Genomic DNA, 16,325 nt, shown 5'->3' on the forward strand with positions numbered 1-16,325 from the left:
TCAGGCGTTGACCAGCTTCTTGAGGATCGAGGTGAAGAAACCGAGGCCGTCGGTCTTGCCCGTGCCGACCAGCGGCTCGACCGCGTGCTCGGGGTGCGGCATGAGGCCCACGACGTTGCCCGCGGCGTTGGTGATGCCCGCGATGTCGCGCAGGGAGCCGTTGGGGTTCACGTCCAGGTAGCGGAAGGCCACCCGCCCCTCGGCCTCCAGCTCGTCGAGCACGCGCTCGTCGGCGACGTAGCGGCCGTCCATGTTCTTGAGCGGGACCTCGATCTCCTGGCCCCGGGTGTAGTCCGAGGTCCAGGCGGTCTCCGCGTTCTCCACCCGCAGCTTCTGGTCGCGGCAGATGAAGTGGAGGTGGTTGTTGCGCAGCATGGCGCCCGGCAGCAGATGGGCCTCGGTGAGGATCTGGAAGCCGTTGCAGATGCCGAGGACGGGCATGCCCGCCTTCGCCTGCTCGATGATCGTCTCCATCACCGGCGAGAAGCGGGAGATGGCTCCGGCCCGCAGGTAGTCGCCGTAGGAGAAGCCGCCCGCGAGGACCACCGCGTCGACCTGCTTGAGGTCCTTGTCGCGGTGCCAGAGCGAGACGGGCTCGGCGCCCGCGAGGCGGGCGGCGCGCAGCGCGTCCTGGTCGTCGAGCGTCCCGGGGAACGTGACGACGCCGATGCGTGCGGTCACGACGAGGCCCCGGCGGTCTCCGTGGACTCGACCTTGACGGTGAAGTCCTCGATCACGGTGTTGGCAAGGAAGGTTTCGGCCATCTCATGGATGCGGGCGAGGGCGGCGTCGTCGACCGGTCCCTCCACCTCCAGCTCGAAGCGCTTCCCCTGGCGGACGTCGGAGATCCCTTGGAAACCGAGGCGGGGCAGTGCACGCTGCACCGCCTGTCCCTGCGGGTCGAGGATCTCCGGCTTGAGCATGACGTCGACTACGACGCGTGCCACTGGCACTCCCGGTGGTGTGTTGCGTGGGCGGTTCCCTCAGCGTACCTGCCTCCAAAATCTACGCGAGTAGAAATCTGAAGGATCCTACAAAGACGACGGGGTGACGGGCAGCCGAATTCCAGCGAAATTAGGCGGGACACGCGGAGACAATTGCCTGGGCTTCCCCATGCGATACCCCGCGCTGTACAAAGGAATGCAGAACGACGCAGTATGCGCCAGGGGTGGCCGCGATGACGGCATCACCGCACGTCAGAGTGGTGATGGCACCGTTCGGGACACGGCGATCCCCAGGAAAGGACCGATATCCGTGGCCCAGCGTGTGGTAGTCACCCTCTTCGACGACATCGACGGCGGAGAAGCGGCGGAAACGGTCGCGTTCGGCCTGGACGGGAAGATGTACGAGATCGACCTGAATCCCGCCAATGCAAAGAAACTGCGCACCGCCCTCGCGCCCTACCTCGCCGCCGGCCGCAGGCTGAGCGCGCGCGACGGCGCTGCGGCCCCGGCCTCCCGGAGCGACTACAAGCACACGGCGCTCGCCCCCGACCCGGCCGCCGTCCGCGCCTGGGCCCAGTCCAACAAGATGGACGTGCCGGCCCGCGGCCGGATCCCCAAGCGGGTCTACGAGGCGTTCCAGGCCGCGAGCTGACCCGGGCCCGGGGAGGGGATCCGATACGGATTTGCGCTCCACCCCCCATGATCCGCTAGAGTCTGGATCACGCCGAGGGGCGAGGCCGCAAGGCCGGACCTCACGCAGCGTGCGGGTGTAGTTCAGTAGTAGAACAGCCCCCTTCCAGGGGGAAGCCGCAGTGTGCGATCCCTGTCACCCGCTCTGCATCACGGTTACCGAGCACTCCGGTGCGTTTGGTAGAGTGGTGCTCGCACCGCCCGGTGAAAGCCGGTCGGGAGCAATGCGGACGTGGCTCAGTTGGTAGAGCATCACCTTGCCAAGGTGAGGGTCGCGAGTTCGAATCTCGTCGTCCGCTCAGGGAGCGAAGGCCCCGGTTCTCAGGAACCGGGGCCTTCGTCGTTCCCACGTCCGGGGTGTTCCCGCGCCCGGGGTGTTCCTACGGCCGGGGTGTTCCCGGGCCGGGCATGACATTTGTCAGCCGGGCCGGTGACAGCGCGCACTGCCGAAGGCCGGGGACCGGCGGAAGCCTGGACCCATGACACCAGCGATCGAGGCGGACACCCTCCACCGGACCTACTCCGGCGGCTTCGAGGCCGTCGGCGGGATCTCCTTCACCGTGCCCCGGGGCGAGATCTTCGCGCTCCTCGGCACCAACGGCGCCGGCAAGACCTCCACCGTCGAACTCCTGGAGGGCCTCGCCGCCCCGACCGGCGGCACCGCCCGCGTCCTCGGCCACGACCCGTACCGGGAACGCGCCGCCGTCCGCCCCCGCATCGGGGTCATGCTCCAGGACGGCGGCTTCCCCTCCGACCTGACCGTGGCCGAAACCGTACGGATGTGGGCCGGCTGCACCAGCGGCGCCCGCCCCGTCGGCGAGGCCCTGGAGACCGTCGGCCTCACCGACCGCGCCCGCGTCCGGATCAAGCAGCTCTCCGGCGGCGAACGGCGCCGGCTCGACCTCGCGCTCGCCCTCCTCGGCCGCCCCGAGGTCCTCTTCCTCGACGAACCCACCACCGGCCTCGACGCCGAGGGCCGCCGCGACACCTGGGAACTCGTCCGCCGGCTGCGCGACGAGGGCACCACCGTCCTCCTCACCACCCACTACCTGGAAGAGGCCGAGACCCTCGCCGACCGACTGGCGATCATGCACCGCGGCCGGATCGTCACCTCCGGCACCCCGGCCGAGGTCACCGCCGCCCGACCCGCCCGGATCCGCTTCCGGCTCCCCGAGGGCGTCGGCCACGAGCGGCTGCCGCTCGGCCTGAAGGCCGCCGCGTACGGCCGCCGCGTGGAGATCCGCACGTACGAGCTCCAGGAGACCCTCGGCGAGCTGCTCACCTGGGCCGCCACCCACGGCGTACGGCTCGAAGAGCTCGACGCCCGCTCCGCCTCGCTGGAGGAGGCGTTCCTGGAGATCGCCTCCCGCGCCGACGACGACTTCGCCGAGCACCCCGGCGGCGGCCTCGGCAGCGCCCTCGCCCGCACCCCCACCGCCCTGGAAGAGGCCCGATGAACGCCACCGCCGCGCGCCTGACCGCCCTCGGACGGGCCGAGCTCACCCTCCTGACCCGCAACCGGAACAACCTCTTCGTCGCCCTGCTCATGCCGGTGCTCATGGTCTTCCTGCTGCGCACCTCCCTCGCCGGCATGGACGAGGGCGGCCTCCCGATCGGCGTCGCCGAGGCCACCATGGTCGGCGGCACCGGAATGGTCCTCTGCCTCGTCGTCTACATGAACCTGGTCGCCACCTACGTCGCCCGCCGCGAGGAACTCGTGCTCAAGCGGCTGCGCACCGGCGAGGCCCGCGACACCGAGATCCTGGCCGGCGGCGCCCTGCCGGCCGCGGTCATCGCGCTCGCGCAGTGCGCGGTCCTGACCGCCCTCGGCCCGGCCGCCCTGGGCGCGGCCGCCCCGCGCCGCCCGGATCTGCTGCTCCTCGGCGCGCTGGCCGGGATCGTGCTGCTGGCCGCGCTGGCCGCCGTCACCACCGTGATCACCCGCTCCGTGGAGAGCGCCGGCCTGACCACCCTGCCCTTCTTCCTGGTCTCCGCGATGGGCTCGGGCCTGATGGTGCCCGTCGAGTCCCTGCCGGACGCGGTCGCCTCCGTCTGCTCGCTGCTCCCGCTCAGCGGTCCGATGGAGCTCGTCCGGGCCGGCTGGCTGGGGACGGGCGGGGAGGCCGGGGCGGCCGGCGTCGGCGGAAAGGAACTGCTGGGCGCGGGGCTCACCACGGTGGCCTGGATCGTGCTGAGCGTGTTTGCTGTCCGGAAGTGGTTCCGCTGGGAGCCGCGGCGCTAGGGGACCGGGACCGATACCGAGACCGGTGAACGGGAGAACGGGGGTCGGCCGTGTCCAGGCTGACGGGGTGGTGGAGCGGCCGCAGCAGCGCGGCCAAGGTCGAGCTGTACACGCGGTGGACCTTCCACCTCTTCCCGCTGCTCGAGGTCGGCGGGGTCGCGTTCGTGCCCTTCGCGAGCAACGCCGAGGGGAAGATCGGCATCGCCCCGGCCACGGTGATCGCCCTGCTGGTCGTCGCGCACGCCGTCCTGTGCGCGGTGCTCGCCTCCCGCGCCCTCGACTGGCAGCTCGACCGGCGGGAGCGTCCCGTGCGGCTCGCGGCCGTGCTGCTCGGGGTGACCGCGCTCGGGGCGGTGACGCTCATCGCGCTGCAGTCCGCGGGCACGCTGCGGGACGCGGGCATCGCCGGCGCCGTCGTCGTCGGCACGGCGGCCTTCACGCTCGGTTCGGTGGCCGTGTGCCTGCGCTCGGCGCGGCGGATGGCCGGCACCGTGCTGCTCGCCTCGCTCACGGCCGGCCTCGCGGCGCTCGTACTCGGCCTGGACTGGCCGCAGGTCCTCGCGTACACCCTCGGTGTGCCGGTGAGCGGCGGCGCCATGGTCTTCGCCTGCGGGTTCTCCGGCTGGCTGCTGCGGATCGTGTGGGAGCTGGAGCGGTCCCGCGACCTCGGGGCCCGGCTCGCGGTCGCCGAGGAGCGGCTCCGGTTCGGGCGCGACCTGCACGACGTCATGGGCCGCAACCTGTCGGTGATCGCGCTCAAGAGCGAGCTGGCGGTGCAGCTCGCCCGGCGCGGTCGCCCCGAGGACGCGGTGGCCCAGATGACCGAGGTGCAGCGGATCGCCCAGGAGTCCCAGCGCGAGGTGCGGGACGTGGTCCGCGGCTACCGCGAGGCGGACCTCAGGGTGGAACTGGAGGGCGCGCGGGGCGTGCTGGCGGCGGCGGGCATCGCCTGCGCCATGGATCCGGCCGCGGTCGAGCTGCCCGGCGAGGTGCAGTCGGCGCTCGGCTGGGTGGTCCGCGAGGCCACCACGAACGTCCTGCGGCACGGTGACGCGCGGCAGTGCCGGATCGCGCTGCGGACGCGGGGCGGTGCGGTGCTGCTCGTCGTCGAGAACGACGGCGTACGGGAGGCGGCGGACGGCACCGGGTCGGCGCGGCGGCCCGGCTCGGGCCTCGCGGGGCTGCGGGAACGGCTGTCGGCGGTGGACGGCACGCTGGAGGCCGGCCCGGCGAAGGACGGCTGGTTCCGGGTGACGGCCCGGGTTCCGCTGCCGGCGGGGCCCGGGGCCGGGGTCGGGGTCGGGGGCGCACCCGTCCCGGGGACCGGGGGGCGTTCGGGGGACTCGGGGCGCTCCGGGCGCTCTGGGCGCTCCGGGCGTTCGGAGATTGCGAAGAGCGCGAAGAGCGCGAAGAACGCCGAGAACTCGAGGAAGGAGACGGCGTCGTGACCGCGCGCGTACGCGTTCTGCTCGCCGACGACGAGCATCTGATCCGGGGCGCGCTCGCCGCCCTGCTCTCCCTGGAGGACGACCTCGTGGTCGTCGCCGAGGCCGCGTCCGGGCCCGAGGCGCTCGCCATGGCGCTCGCCCACGAGCCGGACGTCGCGGTCCTCGATCTCCAGATGCCGGGCGCCGACGGTGTGAGAGTGGCCACATCCCTGCGGGAGCAACTGCCCGGCTGCCGAACCATGATCGTGACGAGTCACGGCCGCCCGGGGCACCTGAAGCGGGCCCTCGCCGCCGGTGTCCGCGGCTTCGTCCCGAAGACCGTCAGCGCCCAGCGGCTGGCCGAGCTGATCCGTAGCGTGCACGCCGGAAACCGTTATGTGGACCCGGAGTTGGCGGCCGACGCCATCGCCGCCGGGGACTCCCCGCTGACCGCCCGCGAGGCCGAGGTCCTCGAACTCGCCGCCGACGGGGCCCCCGTCACGGAGATCGCCAGACGGGCCTCGCTCTCCCCCGGAACCGTCCGCAACTACCTCTCCTCCGCCGCCGCGAAACTGGGAGCCGAGAACCGGCACACGGCAGTGCGTCTCGCGCGGTCGAAAGGTTGGGTATAGTTAGCTGCGCGCTACGGCGCAGGCGGACGTGGCTCAGTTGGTAGAGCATCACCTTGCCAAGGTGAGGGTCGCGAGTTCGAATCTCGTCGTCCGCTCCATGAAGAAGCCCCCGGTCGATCCGACCGGGGGCTTTCTCGTGCCCGCCTCAGCTCCAGGTGTTGCCGGTGAGACGCTCGTACGCCTCGATGTACTTGCCGCGGGTGGCCTCGACGACCTCCTGCGGGAGGGCCGGCGGCGGCTGCTCGCTCTTGCGGTCCCAGCCGGAGGCCGGCGAGGTCAGCCAGTCGCGCACGAACTGCTTGTCGTACGAGGGCTGGGCCCGGCCCGGCTGCCACTGGTCGGCCGGCCAGAAGCGGGACGAGTCCGGGGTGAGGACCTCGTCGGCGAGCACCAGCGCCTCCCCGTCGAAGCCGAACTCGAACTTGGTGTCGGCCAGGATGATCCCGCGCTCGCGCGCGATGTCCCGGGCCCGGCTGTAGACGGCGAGGGTGGTCTGGCGCAGCCGTGCGGCGGTCTCCGCGCCGACCTGGCGGGCGACCTCCTCGTACGACACGTTCTCGTCGTGGTCGCCGACGGCGGCCTTGGTCGCCGGGGTGAAGATCGGGGCGGGCAGCTCGGAGCCGTCGGCCAGGCCCTCCGGGAGCGCGAGGCCGCAGACCGTGCGGGACTCCTCGTACTCGACCAGGCCGGAGCCGGTGAGGTAGCCGCGGGCCACGCACTCGACCGGCACCATGTTCAGCGACTTGCAGATCAGGGTGCGGCCCGCCCAGTCGGCGGGGGCGCCGGCCGGGAGGTCGGTGGACAGGACGTGGTGGGGGGCCAGATCGGCGAGCCGGTCGAACCACCACAGCGAGAGCTGGGTGAGGACCCGGCCCTTGTCGGGGATCTCGGTCGGCAGCACCCAGTCGTACGCGGACATGCGGTCACTCGCCACCATGACGAGGTTGCCGGTCTCGTCGCGGTACAGGTCGCGAACCTTGCCCGTGTGGAGATGGGTCAGGCCCGGGACCTGGACGGGTTCGGGCTTTTCTACGAATCCGGACACGGTTCCTCCGCGTAGGTTGATCCAGGAGCGTGTCCGATTGTCTCGCACACCCGGCCGGGTCCGGCCGCCGGGCCCGGTGAACCCCTGGTCAGTCCCTCTTACAGATCCGGTCGAGCAGGTTCGCGGTGGCGCGCTGGACGCGGGTGTCCACATGGCCCGGCCGGTCGAGCGCCGGCGACCAGGCGAAGGTGCCCGAGGCGAAGACCCAGGCGCCCGACGGCGCGCGGTAGAGGCTCGTCTCCTGGTGGCGCCGCGCGCCCTCGCCGTCCCGGTACGGGGAGTGGGCGAGCAGGATGCGGCTCTGGTGCTCGGGGAGCGCGGTGCGCGGGAAGTAGCGGTCCGCCTCGCCCGCGACCAGGCCCGGGAGCTCGTCGCCCTCGCCCGCGCCGGTGGCCTCCCACAGCCAGTGGTTCGCGTTCCGCACGACCAGCGGGTGCGGTTCGGGCACCCGCCCCGCGTACTGGATGCCGAGCAACTGCTGCTCGGGCCGGTCGACCTCCCGCCACAGCGCCGGGCGGCCGGGGCCGCGGCGCTTGCGGCAGGTCAGGAGCCGGTCCGGGGCGCCGGACGGCGAGGGCCCCAGCTCCACCTGCCAGTACAGGGTGTTGGCGGACAGGAAGACCAGCGAGGTGCCCTGGTCGCGGGCGAGCTCGACCGTACGGCGCATGGGCACCGACCAGTACTCGTCGTGGCCCGGGAAGACCAGGCCCCGGTAGCGGCTGGGGTCGACCCGGCCCGCGTGCAGGTCGCGGGTCTCCGCGTACGCCAGGTCGTAGCCGTAGCGCTCGGCCCAGCGGATGAAGTCGTAGGCGTGCCCGACGTGCAGGGGCAGGCCGGCGCCCGCGTACGGGCGGTCGAAGGAGACGGTCACGGCCGCGTCCTCCTCGCCGAGCAGCCGGCCCTCCTCGTCCCAGGCGTGGTAGAGGCTGGCGCCGGTGCGGCCGTCCTCCGGATAGAGGTTGTACGCCTGCCAGGTCACGTCCGGCAGGACGAGCAGCAGGTCGGCCGGGTGGCTGTCGCGGACCGTGAACGGGATGTGGGAGCGATAGCCGCCGACGGTGGTGAGGACGGCGACGTACGCGCCGATCGACCAGTACGAGGGGACCTGAAGCCGCCAGGACTGCCACCAGTGGTGGCAGGAGACGGTGCGGTCGGCGGTGAGCGGGGCCGGCTGGACGATTCCGGACAGCCGGGGGCTGGTGGTGATCTTGGCGGCGCCGTCGCCGCCGTAGTGCCCGATGCGATAGACGTCGACCGAGAACTGCTGCGGCGGGTCCACGGTGATGTGGAAATCGATCGCCTCGCCGGGCGCGACGGCCCCGGTGGACACGAAGCCCTTGATCTGGCCGTGCACGTCGTCGGCGGTGCGGGGGCCGCCGCCACCGCCGCGGGCCAGGGTCTCGTCCGCGTACCAGGGGACGAGCTGGCCGGTGCCGTCGAAGTAGTTCTCCGAGCCGCGCAGCCAGGGCAGGGGGCCCTGGCCGAAGGGATCCGAGACGGCATGCGCGAGCGCGCCCGACTCCCACCGCCTGATCTGCTCCGCCCCCATGCTGCGCCCCTCCCTCGACTCCCCCGGTCGTCGCCCTCGTCGGTCCGGTGTCCTGCCTCTGTCAGTGCCGGTCTCCAGCACATCACATAACGCACGCACTCCGTCACCGTTCGTCGCGAATTGACGAGAGTGGAACCTCGCCCTCCGGCTCAGACGAGCCGGACGGGCTTCTCCGGGCGGACTCCGGTCCTGGCCAGCCAGGCCCGCAGGGGCTTCGGGTCGCCGTCCTCGACGAGGGCGAGCACGACCGCGGTCAGATCCGTGCTCCGCTCGCCCCGGACGAACAGCGCCGGCCCGTCCAGCCAGTCGAGCCCCGGCGCCGCCTCCGCCGTGTCCACGGCGGCGCAGCACACCATGGCCGCCACATGATCGGCGAGCAGATCCCGCCCACTGCGGGGCGGCTGCAACGGGAACAGCTCCAACGGCCCGTCGGGCCCCTCCGCCGCGGGCACGGCGGGCCGCCGCCCCTCCTCCTCCCGCGCCGCCTGCGCCGCGAGCGCGGCGGCCAGCACATCGGCGGCCCCACCGCCCCCCTCGGAGCCCCCCTGCGGCGGCCCGGCCAGATGCGCCATGACCCGCGCGAGCGTCGGCCCGTCGGGCGCGGCGACGAAGTCGGTGGACGTGGGGGTGGGGGCGGGCGTGGGGGCGGGGGTGGGAGAGGCGGCGGGGGCCGGGCCGCCGGAGGCGGGCGCGGGCGCGGGCGGCGCGGTCGGGGCCGGCTCGTCCGCCGGCTCGGGAAGGCCGGTCAGGGGGGTTTGGGGGGTTTGGGGGGTCAGGGGGGTTTGGGAGGTCAGGGGGTTCGAGGGCGGCGGGGGGCTCGCGCCCAGGCGGTCGAGGACCTGGTGGAGGCGGGCCGCGTCGGTGCGCCAGGTGCGGTCGACGACCTCGTCCGCGTAGTCGCTCCACTCGACCGGCGCCCAGTCCGGGCCCGCTCCGGAGGGGGCGCCGTGGAAGAGCTGGGCGGCGAGGAGGGAGGTGGCCTCGTCGACCGCGCCCGGCTCCTCCAGGAGGTCGCAGGCGGGGCGCTCGCCGAGGCGGGAGGTGAAGCCGTCCGCCAGCCGGTCGCGACGGGACAGCTCCGTGAGCGCGGAGACCACGCCGGCGTCGAGGCGGGAGGGCCAGCGGCCCATCCGCCAGGCGGGCAGCGCGACCCGGGTCAGCAGGCGGTCCCAGCCCGCGTAGGCGAGGCCGACCTGCTCCTGGGCGACGATCCGCACGCCGTAGTCGACGGTCTGGGCCCGCTCGGAACCGGCCGCGGCGACACCCCGCTCCATCTCGGCGGCATGCCCGCGGCAGCTCCTGAGCATCACCCGGGCCAGCCGGCCGACGCCCAGCGCGCCCAGCCTGCGCAGCGGGTCGAGGCCCGGGCGCCGGGGCGCGGCCACCGCCGCGTCGAGGCCCCGGACGAAGCGGCGCGCGGCGGCTATGTCGGGGTGCGCGGCCGGCCCCGTACCGGCGACGACCGGCGCGAGCACCGCCCGCAGCTCGGCGACCCGCATCCACCACAGGAAGGGCGAACCGATGACGAGGACGGGCGCGTCGCCGGGCGCGCTCCCCTGGTGCCGGCGGCCGTGCGCCGGGTGGGAGCGGTCCTCCAGCCAACTGTCGCAGTCCGGGGTGAGGGCTATCGCGGAGGGCGCGGGAACGCCGAGCCGGTCGGCGAGGTCGCGCACCAGCCGGTACAGATCGGGCGCGGCGCTCTCGGCGAGCTCCACCGTCGGCGTCACGGCCGGCCGGGACCGGGCGACGACCAGGGCGACGGCCGCCGCCACGAGCAGGACGACCACGGCGAGCGCGGTCACCACCCAGCGGGCGGTGTCCCAGCCCGGGCCGGTGAAACGGCCGGTGACACCACCGGCGTACAGCACGACGGCGACGGCGGCGGGGAGCACCGCGAGGCCGAGGGCCCTGCCGCGGACGCGGAGCACGGCGAGGGCCCGGGCACGCGCGGCGCGCGCGCCGAGCTCCTCGCCGGCCGCGGAACCGATACCGGACACGCCGTACATCACCCCCTCCTGCCCTCGTCGGGACTGCCCGTGGCGGTGTTGCTCACTCCCCCACTGTGGCACCCGCCACTGACATCGCAATGTCGGTAGGGCCAAGTGCCGGAACATCGGCGGAACGCCTTCGCCGCACCCTAGTTGGGCGTTCGGCGGGCGTCATCCGGATGGCCGAGCCGTCACTCGATGGAATGGCTTTGGGCAAAGGTGATGACGTCGGCGCGGCCGTGCGGTTCACTGCGCGGCCGCGCCTCCGGGCGCCGGGACCTCAGCCCCGCGCGTCCTTCGCGGCCTTCTCCGCGATGTCCGTACGGTGCTGGGAACCGTCAAGGCGGATTCGGCCGACCGCCGCGTAGGCGCGCTCGCGGGCCTCGGTCAGGTCCGATCCGGTGGCGGTGACCGAGAGGACCCGGCCGCCCGCGCTCAGGACCGCGTCGCCGTCCCGCCTGGTGCCCGCGTGCAGGACGTACGCGTGCGGGGCGTCCTTCTCGGCGACCTCGGCCAGGCCCTCGATGGGGTCGCCGGTGCGCGGGGTGCCCGGGTAGTTGTGGGAGGCGACGACCACGGTGACGGCGGCCTCGTCGCGCCAGGCGAGCGGCGGCTGGTCGGCGAGGGTGCCCTTGGCCGCGTTCAGCAGGACGCCCGCGAGCGGGGTCCTGAGCCGGGCGAGCACGACCTGCGTCTCGGGGTCGCCGAAGCGGGCGTTGAACTCGATGACCCGCACTCCGCGGCCGGTGATCGCCAGACCCGCGTACAGCAGGCCGGAGAACGGGGTGCCGCGGCGGCGCAGTTCGTCCACGGTGGGCTGCAGGACGGTCGCGAGGACCTCCTCGACCAGCCCGGGATCGGCCCAGGGCAGCGGCGAGTAGGCGCCCATGCCGCCGGTGTTCGGGCCCTGGTCGCCGTCGAGCGCGCGCTTGAAGTCCTGCGCGGGCTGGAGCGGCAGGACGGTGGTGCCGTCGGTGATGGCGAAGAGGGAGACCTCGGGGCCGTCGAGGTACTCCTCGATGACCACGCGGTCGCAGGCGAGGGCGTGCGCCCGGGCCTGCTCGACGTCCTCGGTGACCACGACGCCCTTGCCGGCCGCGAGACCGTCGTCCTTGACGACGTACGGAGCGCCGAAGGCGTCGAGCGCCTCGTCGATCTCCTCGGGGGTGGTGCAGACGTAGCTGCGGGCGGTGGGCACGCCGGCGCCGGCCATCACGTCCTTGGCGAAAGCCTTGGAGCCCTCGAGGCGCGCCGCCTCCGCGGAGGGGCCGAAGACGGGGATGCCGGCCGCGCGGACGGCGTCGGCGACGCCCGCGACGAGCGGGGCCTCCGGGCCGACGACGACCAGGTCGGCACCGAGCCGGGTCGCGAGCGCGGCGACGGCTGCGCCGTCGAGCTGGTCGACGGGATGGAGCTCGGCGACCTCCGCGATTCCGGCGTTGCCGGGCGCGCAGTGCAGAGCGGTGACGTCGGGATCGAGCGAGAGGGAGCGGCACAGGGCGTGTTCGCGGGCGCCGCCGCCGATGACGAGGACCTTCACGCCAGCCAGGGTAGCCCGCGCGACCTCGTGGTCTTTGTGCGGGCCGCCGACCGGGACGCCCCTACTCGTTCGTGTATTCCTCCAGGACCGTGGCGCCGAGCTCGCGCACGATCAGCTCGTGACCGGAGAGCGCGGAGTCGACGAGGTCCGGATCGTCCTCCTCCGGCATGTCGTCCTCGGGCGCCACCGGCGGCGGCGCCTGCGGGGCGGGCGCCGGGACCGGAGCGGCCGCCGTCGCCTGCGAGGCGGCGGCGGACGCGGCCTGGGGACGGTGCTGCTGTACGGGGCCGGGGGCGGGGGCCGCCGCCTGGTACGGGGCCTGCGGGGCGGGCGCCGGCGCGGGAGCGGCGGGCTGCTGGTAGGCGGGGGCGGCCGGGCGGCCCCCGAAGCCGCCGGCGGCGGGCGGCGGGGCGGAGCCGCCCGAGGGGTCGACGATCGCCTCGACCCGCCAGTGCACGTTGAACTGCTCGGCGAGGGCCGCCTTGAGCACGTCCTCGCTGCCGCTGCTCGCGAAGTTGTCGCGGGCGCCCGCGTTGAGGAAGCCGAGCTGGAGGGTGGTGCCGTCGAAGCCGGCCACCTGCGCGTTCTGCGAGAGCAGGATCCAGGTGAAGCGGCGCCGGTTCTTGACCGCCTCCAGGATCGACGGCCACATGTTGCGCACCTGGGCGGCACCGGCGGCCATGTTCCCGGCGGGGGCCTGCGCGGCTCCGGCGGGGGCCGGGGACTGGGCGGCGGGGGCCGGGGGCTGGGGCTGCGACGGGGCCGGGGACGCGGACGCTCCGGGCCAGGCGCCGGGGGCACCACCGCCGGGCGCGCCGCCGCCGGGGCGGGCGGCCCCGGGCCAGGCGCCGGGCCGGGGGGCGTCCGCGGGGGGCGCGGGGGCTGCCGGGGTGGGGGCTGCCGGGGCGGGGGCCTGCTGCACGGGCTGGGCGGCGGCCTGGGGCTGGGCGGGCGGCTGCACCGGTGCGGGCGCCGGGACGTGGGCGTCGGCACCGGGCACGTACCCCATCTGGGGCGCCGGGGACGTGGTCGTGAAGACGGGCGCGGGCGCGGCGGCGGCCCCGCGCTCCAGCCGGTCGAGGCGGGCCTGCACCGACCGCTCGTCGTCGAAGGCGGCGGGCAGCAGCACGCGGGCGCAGATCAGCTCCAACTGGAGCCGCGGCGAGGTCGCGCCACGCATCTCGGTCAGTCCGGCGTTGACCAGGTCGGCGGCCCGGCTGAGCTCGGCGGCGCCGAACACGGACGCCTGCGCCTGCATACGCTCGATGACGTCGACGGGCGCGTCGACCAGGCCCTTCTCGGCGGCGTCCGGCACGGCCGCCAGGATCACCAGGTCGCGCAGCCGCTCCAGGAGGTCGGCGACGAAGCGGCGCGGATCGTTGCCGCCCTCGATCACCCGGTCGACCACCTCGAAGGCCGCGGCCCCGTCCCCGGCCGCGAAGGCGTCCACCACCGAATCCAGCAGGGACCCGTCCGTATAGCCGAGCAGGGACGTCGCCATGGCATACGTCACACCGTCCTCGGCGGCACCGGCGAGCAACTGGTCCATGACCGACATCGAGTCACGCACGGACCCGGCGCCGGCCCGCACCACGAGCGGCAGCACCCCGTCCTCGACGGGGATGCCCTCGCGTCCGCAGACCTCGCCCAGGTACTCCCGCAGGGTGCCGGGCGGGACGAGACGGAAGGGGTAGTGGTGGGTGCGCGACCGGATGGTGCCGATGACCTTCTCGGGCTCGGTCGTCGCGAAGATGAACTTGAGGTGCTCCGGCGGCTCCTCGACCACCTTCAGCAGGGCGTTGAAGCCCGCCGAGGTGACCATGTGCGCCTCGTCGATGATGTAGATCTTGTACCGGCTCGACGCGGGCCCGAAGAACGCCTTCTCCCGCAGGTCACGGGCGTCGTCCACACCACCGTGCGAGGCCGCGTCGATCTCGATGACATCGATCGACCCCGGCCCGTTGCGCGCGAGGTCCCGACAGGACTGACACTCCCCGCAGGGAGTCGGGGTCGGCCCCTTCTCGCAGTTCAGACACCGGGCGAGGATCCGGGCGCTGGTCGTCTTTCCGCAGCCGCGGGGTCCGCTGAACAGGTACGCGTGGTTGACCCGGTTGTTGCGCAGCGCCTGCTGCAACGGGTCGGTGACATGCTCCTGCCCGATGACCTCGGCGAAGGACTCGGGACGGTAGCGGCGGTACAGCGCGAGAGACGACACGTATACGAGGTTATAGGCGCCCACCGACAACCCGGGAACAACCGGAAACCGGAGCCCGGCCCCCCACGGCCGGACCCGCGCCGGAACGCAAGCGCCCCTCACGCACCCGCCAGAGCCGACCTACCCTTGCTGCCTTCCGGCCCTGGGGGAGTTCAGTCAGATAGCGCCACGTGAGGGGCTGCGCCCAGCGTACCCGATCCGAACCCCTCCCCGACCACCCCCGCCGACCTGCGCCCTTCGACGATCCCCGCTCCGGATCACGTTCGCGAGCACCCTTCCCGGTCATGTAATGTTCTCCCCGGAGGATTCGCCTAGAGGCCTAGGGCGCACGCTTGGAAAGCGTGTTGGGGGCAACCCCTCACGAGTTCGAATCTCGTATCCTCCGCCAGCCCGAAGGGCCGGACCGTGAAAGCGGTCCGGCCCTTCGGCTTTTCCGTGGCCGTGGGGGGCTCGGAGTGTGCGGCGGGCGAGGGCCCGACGGGGAGCGGGGTTGTGACGTGCGTCATGGGGGGGTGGGACGGCGTGAGGGAAGCGCCAGGTTCGATCAAGGCGGTACGACTCCCGTACCTCTGGCCGATACCGGTGGTGTGGACCGTGGTGCTCGGGCTGTGGGGGCTGTCGCGGCAGAACAGTGTGTGGCGGGACGAGGCCGCGACCTGGCAGGTGGCGGAGCGGTCCACCGCCGAGATCGTGTGCCTGCTGGAGCACGTCGACGTCGTGCACGGGCTCTACTACCTCTTCATGCACGGCCTCTTCGAGTGCTTCGGGCCCGGCACCACCGTCCTGCGGCTGCCCTCCGTGCTGGCCACGGCGGTGGCAGCGGGCTGTGTGACCGTCATCGGGCGGCGACTGGCGGGACCGTGGGCGGGCCTCGGGGCGGGCCTCGCGTTAGGGCTGCTGCCGGCCGTGCAGTTCTACCTGCAGGAGGGACGCCCGTACGCCCTGGTCGCGGCCGGGGCCGGCGTCTCGACGCTGCTCCTCGTGAGCCTGCTCCAGGGCGGGAAGCGCCGGAACGCGCGATGGGCGGCGTACGGCGGGATGGTCCTCCTGTGCGGGCTGCTGAACTGGCTGTCGCTGCTGATCCTGCCGGCGCATCTGGTGACCCTGCTCCGGACCCGCCCCGGGCGGAGAGTGTGGATCGGCTGGACGGCGGCCTCGGCCGCCGCCACGGCGGGCGTGCTTCCGCTGATCCTCTTCAGCCGCGGCCAGTCCGGCCAGGTCTCCTGGATCCCGCCGCTGACCTGGCACATGATGATCGGCCCCGCGATCCTGCTGGCGATCGGCGGCCTCGGGGCCCTGCTCGACCGGCCCCGGGCGGACCGGCGGCCGACCCTCGCCGCCGTGGCGCTCCCCCTGCTCGCGGTGCCGCAACTCGGCCTGATCGGGCTGTCCCTGGTCCAGCCGCTCTTCCTGGACCGGTACGTACTGTTCAGCCTGCTCGGTCTGGCCCTGCTGATCGGCTCGATCCTGGCCGCGGCGGTACAGGCGGTCCGGCCGCGCTTCCCCGGGGCGGCGCGCTGGATCCTGCCCGTGGCGATCGCCGTGGCGATGGTGGCGCTGCTGCCCCAGTCCCTGGCCAAGAGGTCCCCGGCCAGCCGCGTGGACGACGTCCTGGCGGTGGCCGAGGAAATACGGCGGCTGGGCGGCCCCGGGGACGCCGTGGTCTACATACCGGCCGCCCGGCGGGACACCCGCATGGTCTCCCCCGGCGCCTTCACCGGCCTGCGGGACATCGCGCTGGCCGAGACCCCCGAGGCGTCCGGCACCCTCAAGGGCGTCGAGGACAGCCCCGAGCGGATACGGGCCGCGATGCTGTCCCAGCGGCGGATCCTGCTCGTGACCGACGCGCGGAAGGTGGCCAGGCCGGTGTCGGCGGAACGGGACCGCGTGAAGCTCTCCGTACTGGAGGAGCACTTCGCCCCGGTCACGGACGCGCAGGTGCGCGGGCGCCGGGTGACGGTGTACGAGCGGCGGGCGGGAGCGGTGGTGGCGCGCTGACGCCGGCGCGATGAGTCAAGTGCGGGAGGGAGGGGCGGAGGGACGGGATGGGGGT

Annotated in this window: 13 protein-coding genes, 4 tRNA genes and 1 other RNA gene; 10 read left to right on the top strand and 8 right to left on the bottom strand. The window is 73.7% G+C overall.

The genetic code is table 11. From position 1 onward, the window contains the following. Both purQ and purS read right to left on the bottom strand, forming a co-directional pair. Positions 1–681 carry a phosphoribosylformylglycinamidine synthase subunit PurQ gene (gene purQ, locus ABZ135_RS16480; RefSeq protein ID WP_356696205.1) on the bottom strand — a complete coding sequence of 227 codons (681 nt, stop codon included), beginning with the start codon at positions 679–681 and terminating at the stop codon, positions 1–3. Next, positions 678–947 carry a phosphoribosylformylglycinamidine synthase subunit PurS gene (purS, locus tag ABZ135_RS16485; RefSeq protein WP_356696207.1) on the bottom strand — a complete coding sequence of 90 codons (270 nt, stop codon included), beginning with the start codon at positions 945–947 and terminating at the stop codon, positions 678–680. Before purS ends, purQ begins: the two co-directional genes overlap by 4 nt. A gap of 307 nt (positions 948–1,254) precedes the next feature. Between purS and ABZ135_RS16490 the strand changes: the two genes are divergently transcribed. From ABZ135_RS16490 to ABZ135_RS16525, 8 genes are all read left to right on the top strand, one after another. After that, complete coding sequence (locus ABZ135_RS16490) at positions 1,255–1,596, top strand: Lsr2 family protein (protein WP_356696209.1); 342 nt, start codon at positions 1,255–1,257, stop codon at positions 1,594–1,596. Between the two features lie 111 nt (positions 1,597–1,707). After that, positions 1,708–1,779, top strand: a tRNA-Gly gene (locus tag ABZ135_RS16495). 81 nt (positions 1,780–1,860) lie between these two features. Beyond that, positions 1,861–1,933, top strand: a tRNA-Gly gene (locus ABZ135_RS16500). Between the two features lie 180 nt (positions 1,934–2,113). After that, positions 2,114–3,091: an ABC transporter ATP-binding protein gene (locus ABZ135_RS16505; RefSeq protein ID WP_356696211.1), complete on the top strand. Its 978-nt coding sequence runs from the start codon at positions 2,114–2,116 to the stop codon at positions 3,089–3,091. Then, positions 3,088–3,876: an ABC transporter permease gene (locus tag ABZ135_RS16510; RefSeq protein WP_356696213.1), complete on the top strand. Its 789-nt coding sequence runs from the start codon at positions 3,088–3,090 to the stop codon at positions 3,874–3,876. Before ABZ135_RS16505 ends, ABZ135_RS16510 begins: the two co-directional genes overlap by 4 nt. Positions 3,877–3,926: 50 nt before the next feature. Further along, positions 3,927–5,324 (top strand): histidine kinase, encoded by a 1,398-nt coding sequence (locus ABZ135_RS16515; RefSeq protein ID WP_356696215.1) that lies wholly within the window; start codon positions 3,927–3,929, stop codon positions 5,322–5,324. After that, entirely contained in the window at positions 5,321–5,935 is a 615-nt protein-coding gene (locus ABZ135_RS16520) for a response regulator transcription factor (RefSeq protein WP_356696217.1), read from the top strand. The genes ABZ135_RS16515 and ABZ135_RS16520 overlap by 4 nt, the downstream gene beginning before the upstream one ends. A 22-nt stretch (positions 5,936–5,957) precedes the next feature. Then, positions 5,958–6,033: transfer RNA gene (locus ABZ135_RS16525), tRNA-Gly, on the top strand. 47 nt (positions 6,034–6,080) lie between these two features. Here ABZ135_RS16525 and ABZ135_RS16530 read toward each other — a convergent pair. The 6 genes from ABZ135_RS16530 to ffs form a co-directional block, all read right to left on the bottom strand. Further along, positions 6,081–6,980, bottom strand: a complete 900-nt coding sequence (locus ABZ135_RS16530; protein WP_356696219.1) for a phosphoribosylaminoimidazolesuccinocarboxamide synthase — start codon at positions 6,978–6,980, stop codon at positions 6,081–6,083. A gap of 88 nt (positions 6,981–7,068) precedes the next feature. Beyond that, on the bottom strand, positions 7,069–8,529 hold the full coding sequence (locus ABZ135_RS16535; protein ID WP_356696221.1) for a N,N-dimethylformamidase beta subunit family domain-containing protein: 1,461 nt from the start codon (positions 8,527–8,529) through the stop codon (positions 7,069–7,071). Positions 8,530–8,678: 149 nt separating this feature from the next. Continuing rightward, positions 8,679–10,535 carry a hypothetical protein gene (locus ABZ135_RS16540; protein ID WP_356696223.1) on the bottom strand — a complete coding sequence of 619 codons (1,857 nt, stop codon included), beginning with the start codon at positions 10,533–10,535 and terminating at the stop codon, positions 8,679–8,681. Between the two features lie 262 nt (positions 10,536–10,797). Continuing rightward, positions 10,798–12,057 (bottom strand): phosphoribosylamine--glycine ligase, encoded by a 1,260-nt coding sequence (gene purD / locus ABZ135_RS16545; protein ID WP_356696225.1) that lies wholly within the window; start codon positions 12,055–12,057, stop codon positions 10,798–10,800. 61 nt (positions 12,058–12,118) lie between these two features. After that, positions 12,119–14,272: a DNA polymerase III subunit gamma and tau gene (locus ABZ135_RS16550; RefSeq protein WP_356696227.1), complete on the bottom strand. Its 2,154-nt coding sequence runs from the start codon at positions 14,270–14,272 to the stop codon at positions 12,119–12,121. A gap of 84 nt (positions 14,273–14,356) precedes the next feature. After that, an RNA gene (ffs, locus tag ABZ135_RS16555) (signal recognition particle sRNA small type) lies at positions 14,357–14,455 on the bottom strand. A gap of 117 nt (positions 14,456–14,572) precedes the next feature. Between ffs and ABZ135_RS16560 the strand changes: the two genes are divergently transcribed. Both ABZ135_RS16560 and ABZ135_RS16565 read left to right on the top strand, forming a co-directional pair. Next, positions 14,573–14,660 (top strand) — tRNA-Ser (locus ABZ135_RS16560). Positions 14,661–14,794: 134 nt separating this feature from the next. Beyond that, positions 14,795–16,270: a glycosyltransferase family 39 protein gene (locus ABZ135_RS16565; protein ID WP_356696229.1), complete on the top strand. Its 1,476-nt coding sequence runs from the start codon at positions 14,795–14,797 to the stop codon at positions 16,268–16,270. Positions 16,271–16,325: the final 55 nt, after the last annotated feature.

The sequence above is a fragment of the Streptomyces sp. NPDC006339 genome (assembly GCF_040612775.1).
In the GTDB taxonomy this organism is placed as follows: Bacteria; Actinomycetota; Actinomycetes; order Streptomycetales; family Streptomycetaceae; genus Streptomyces.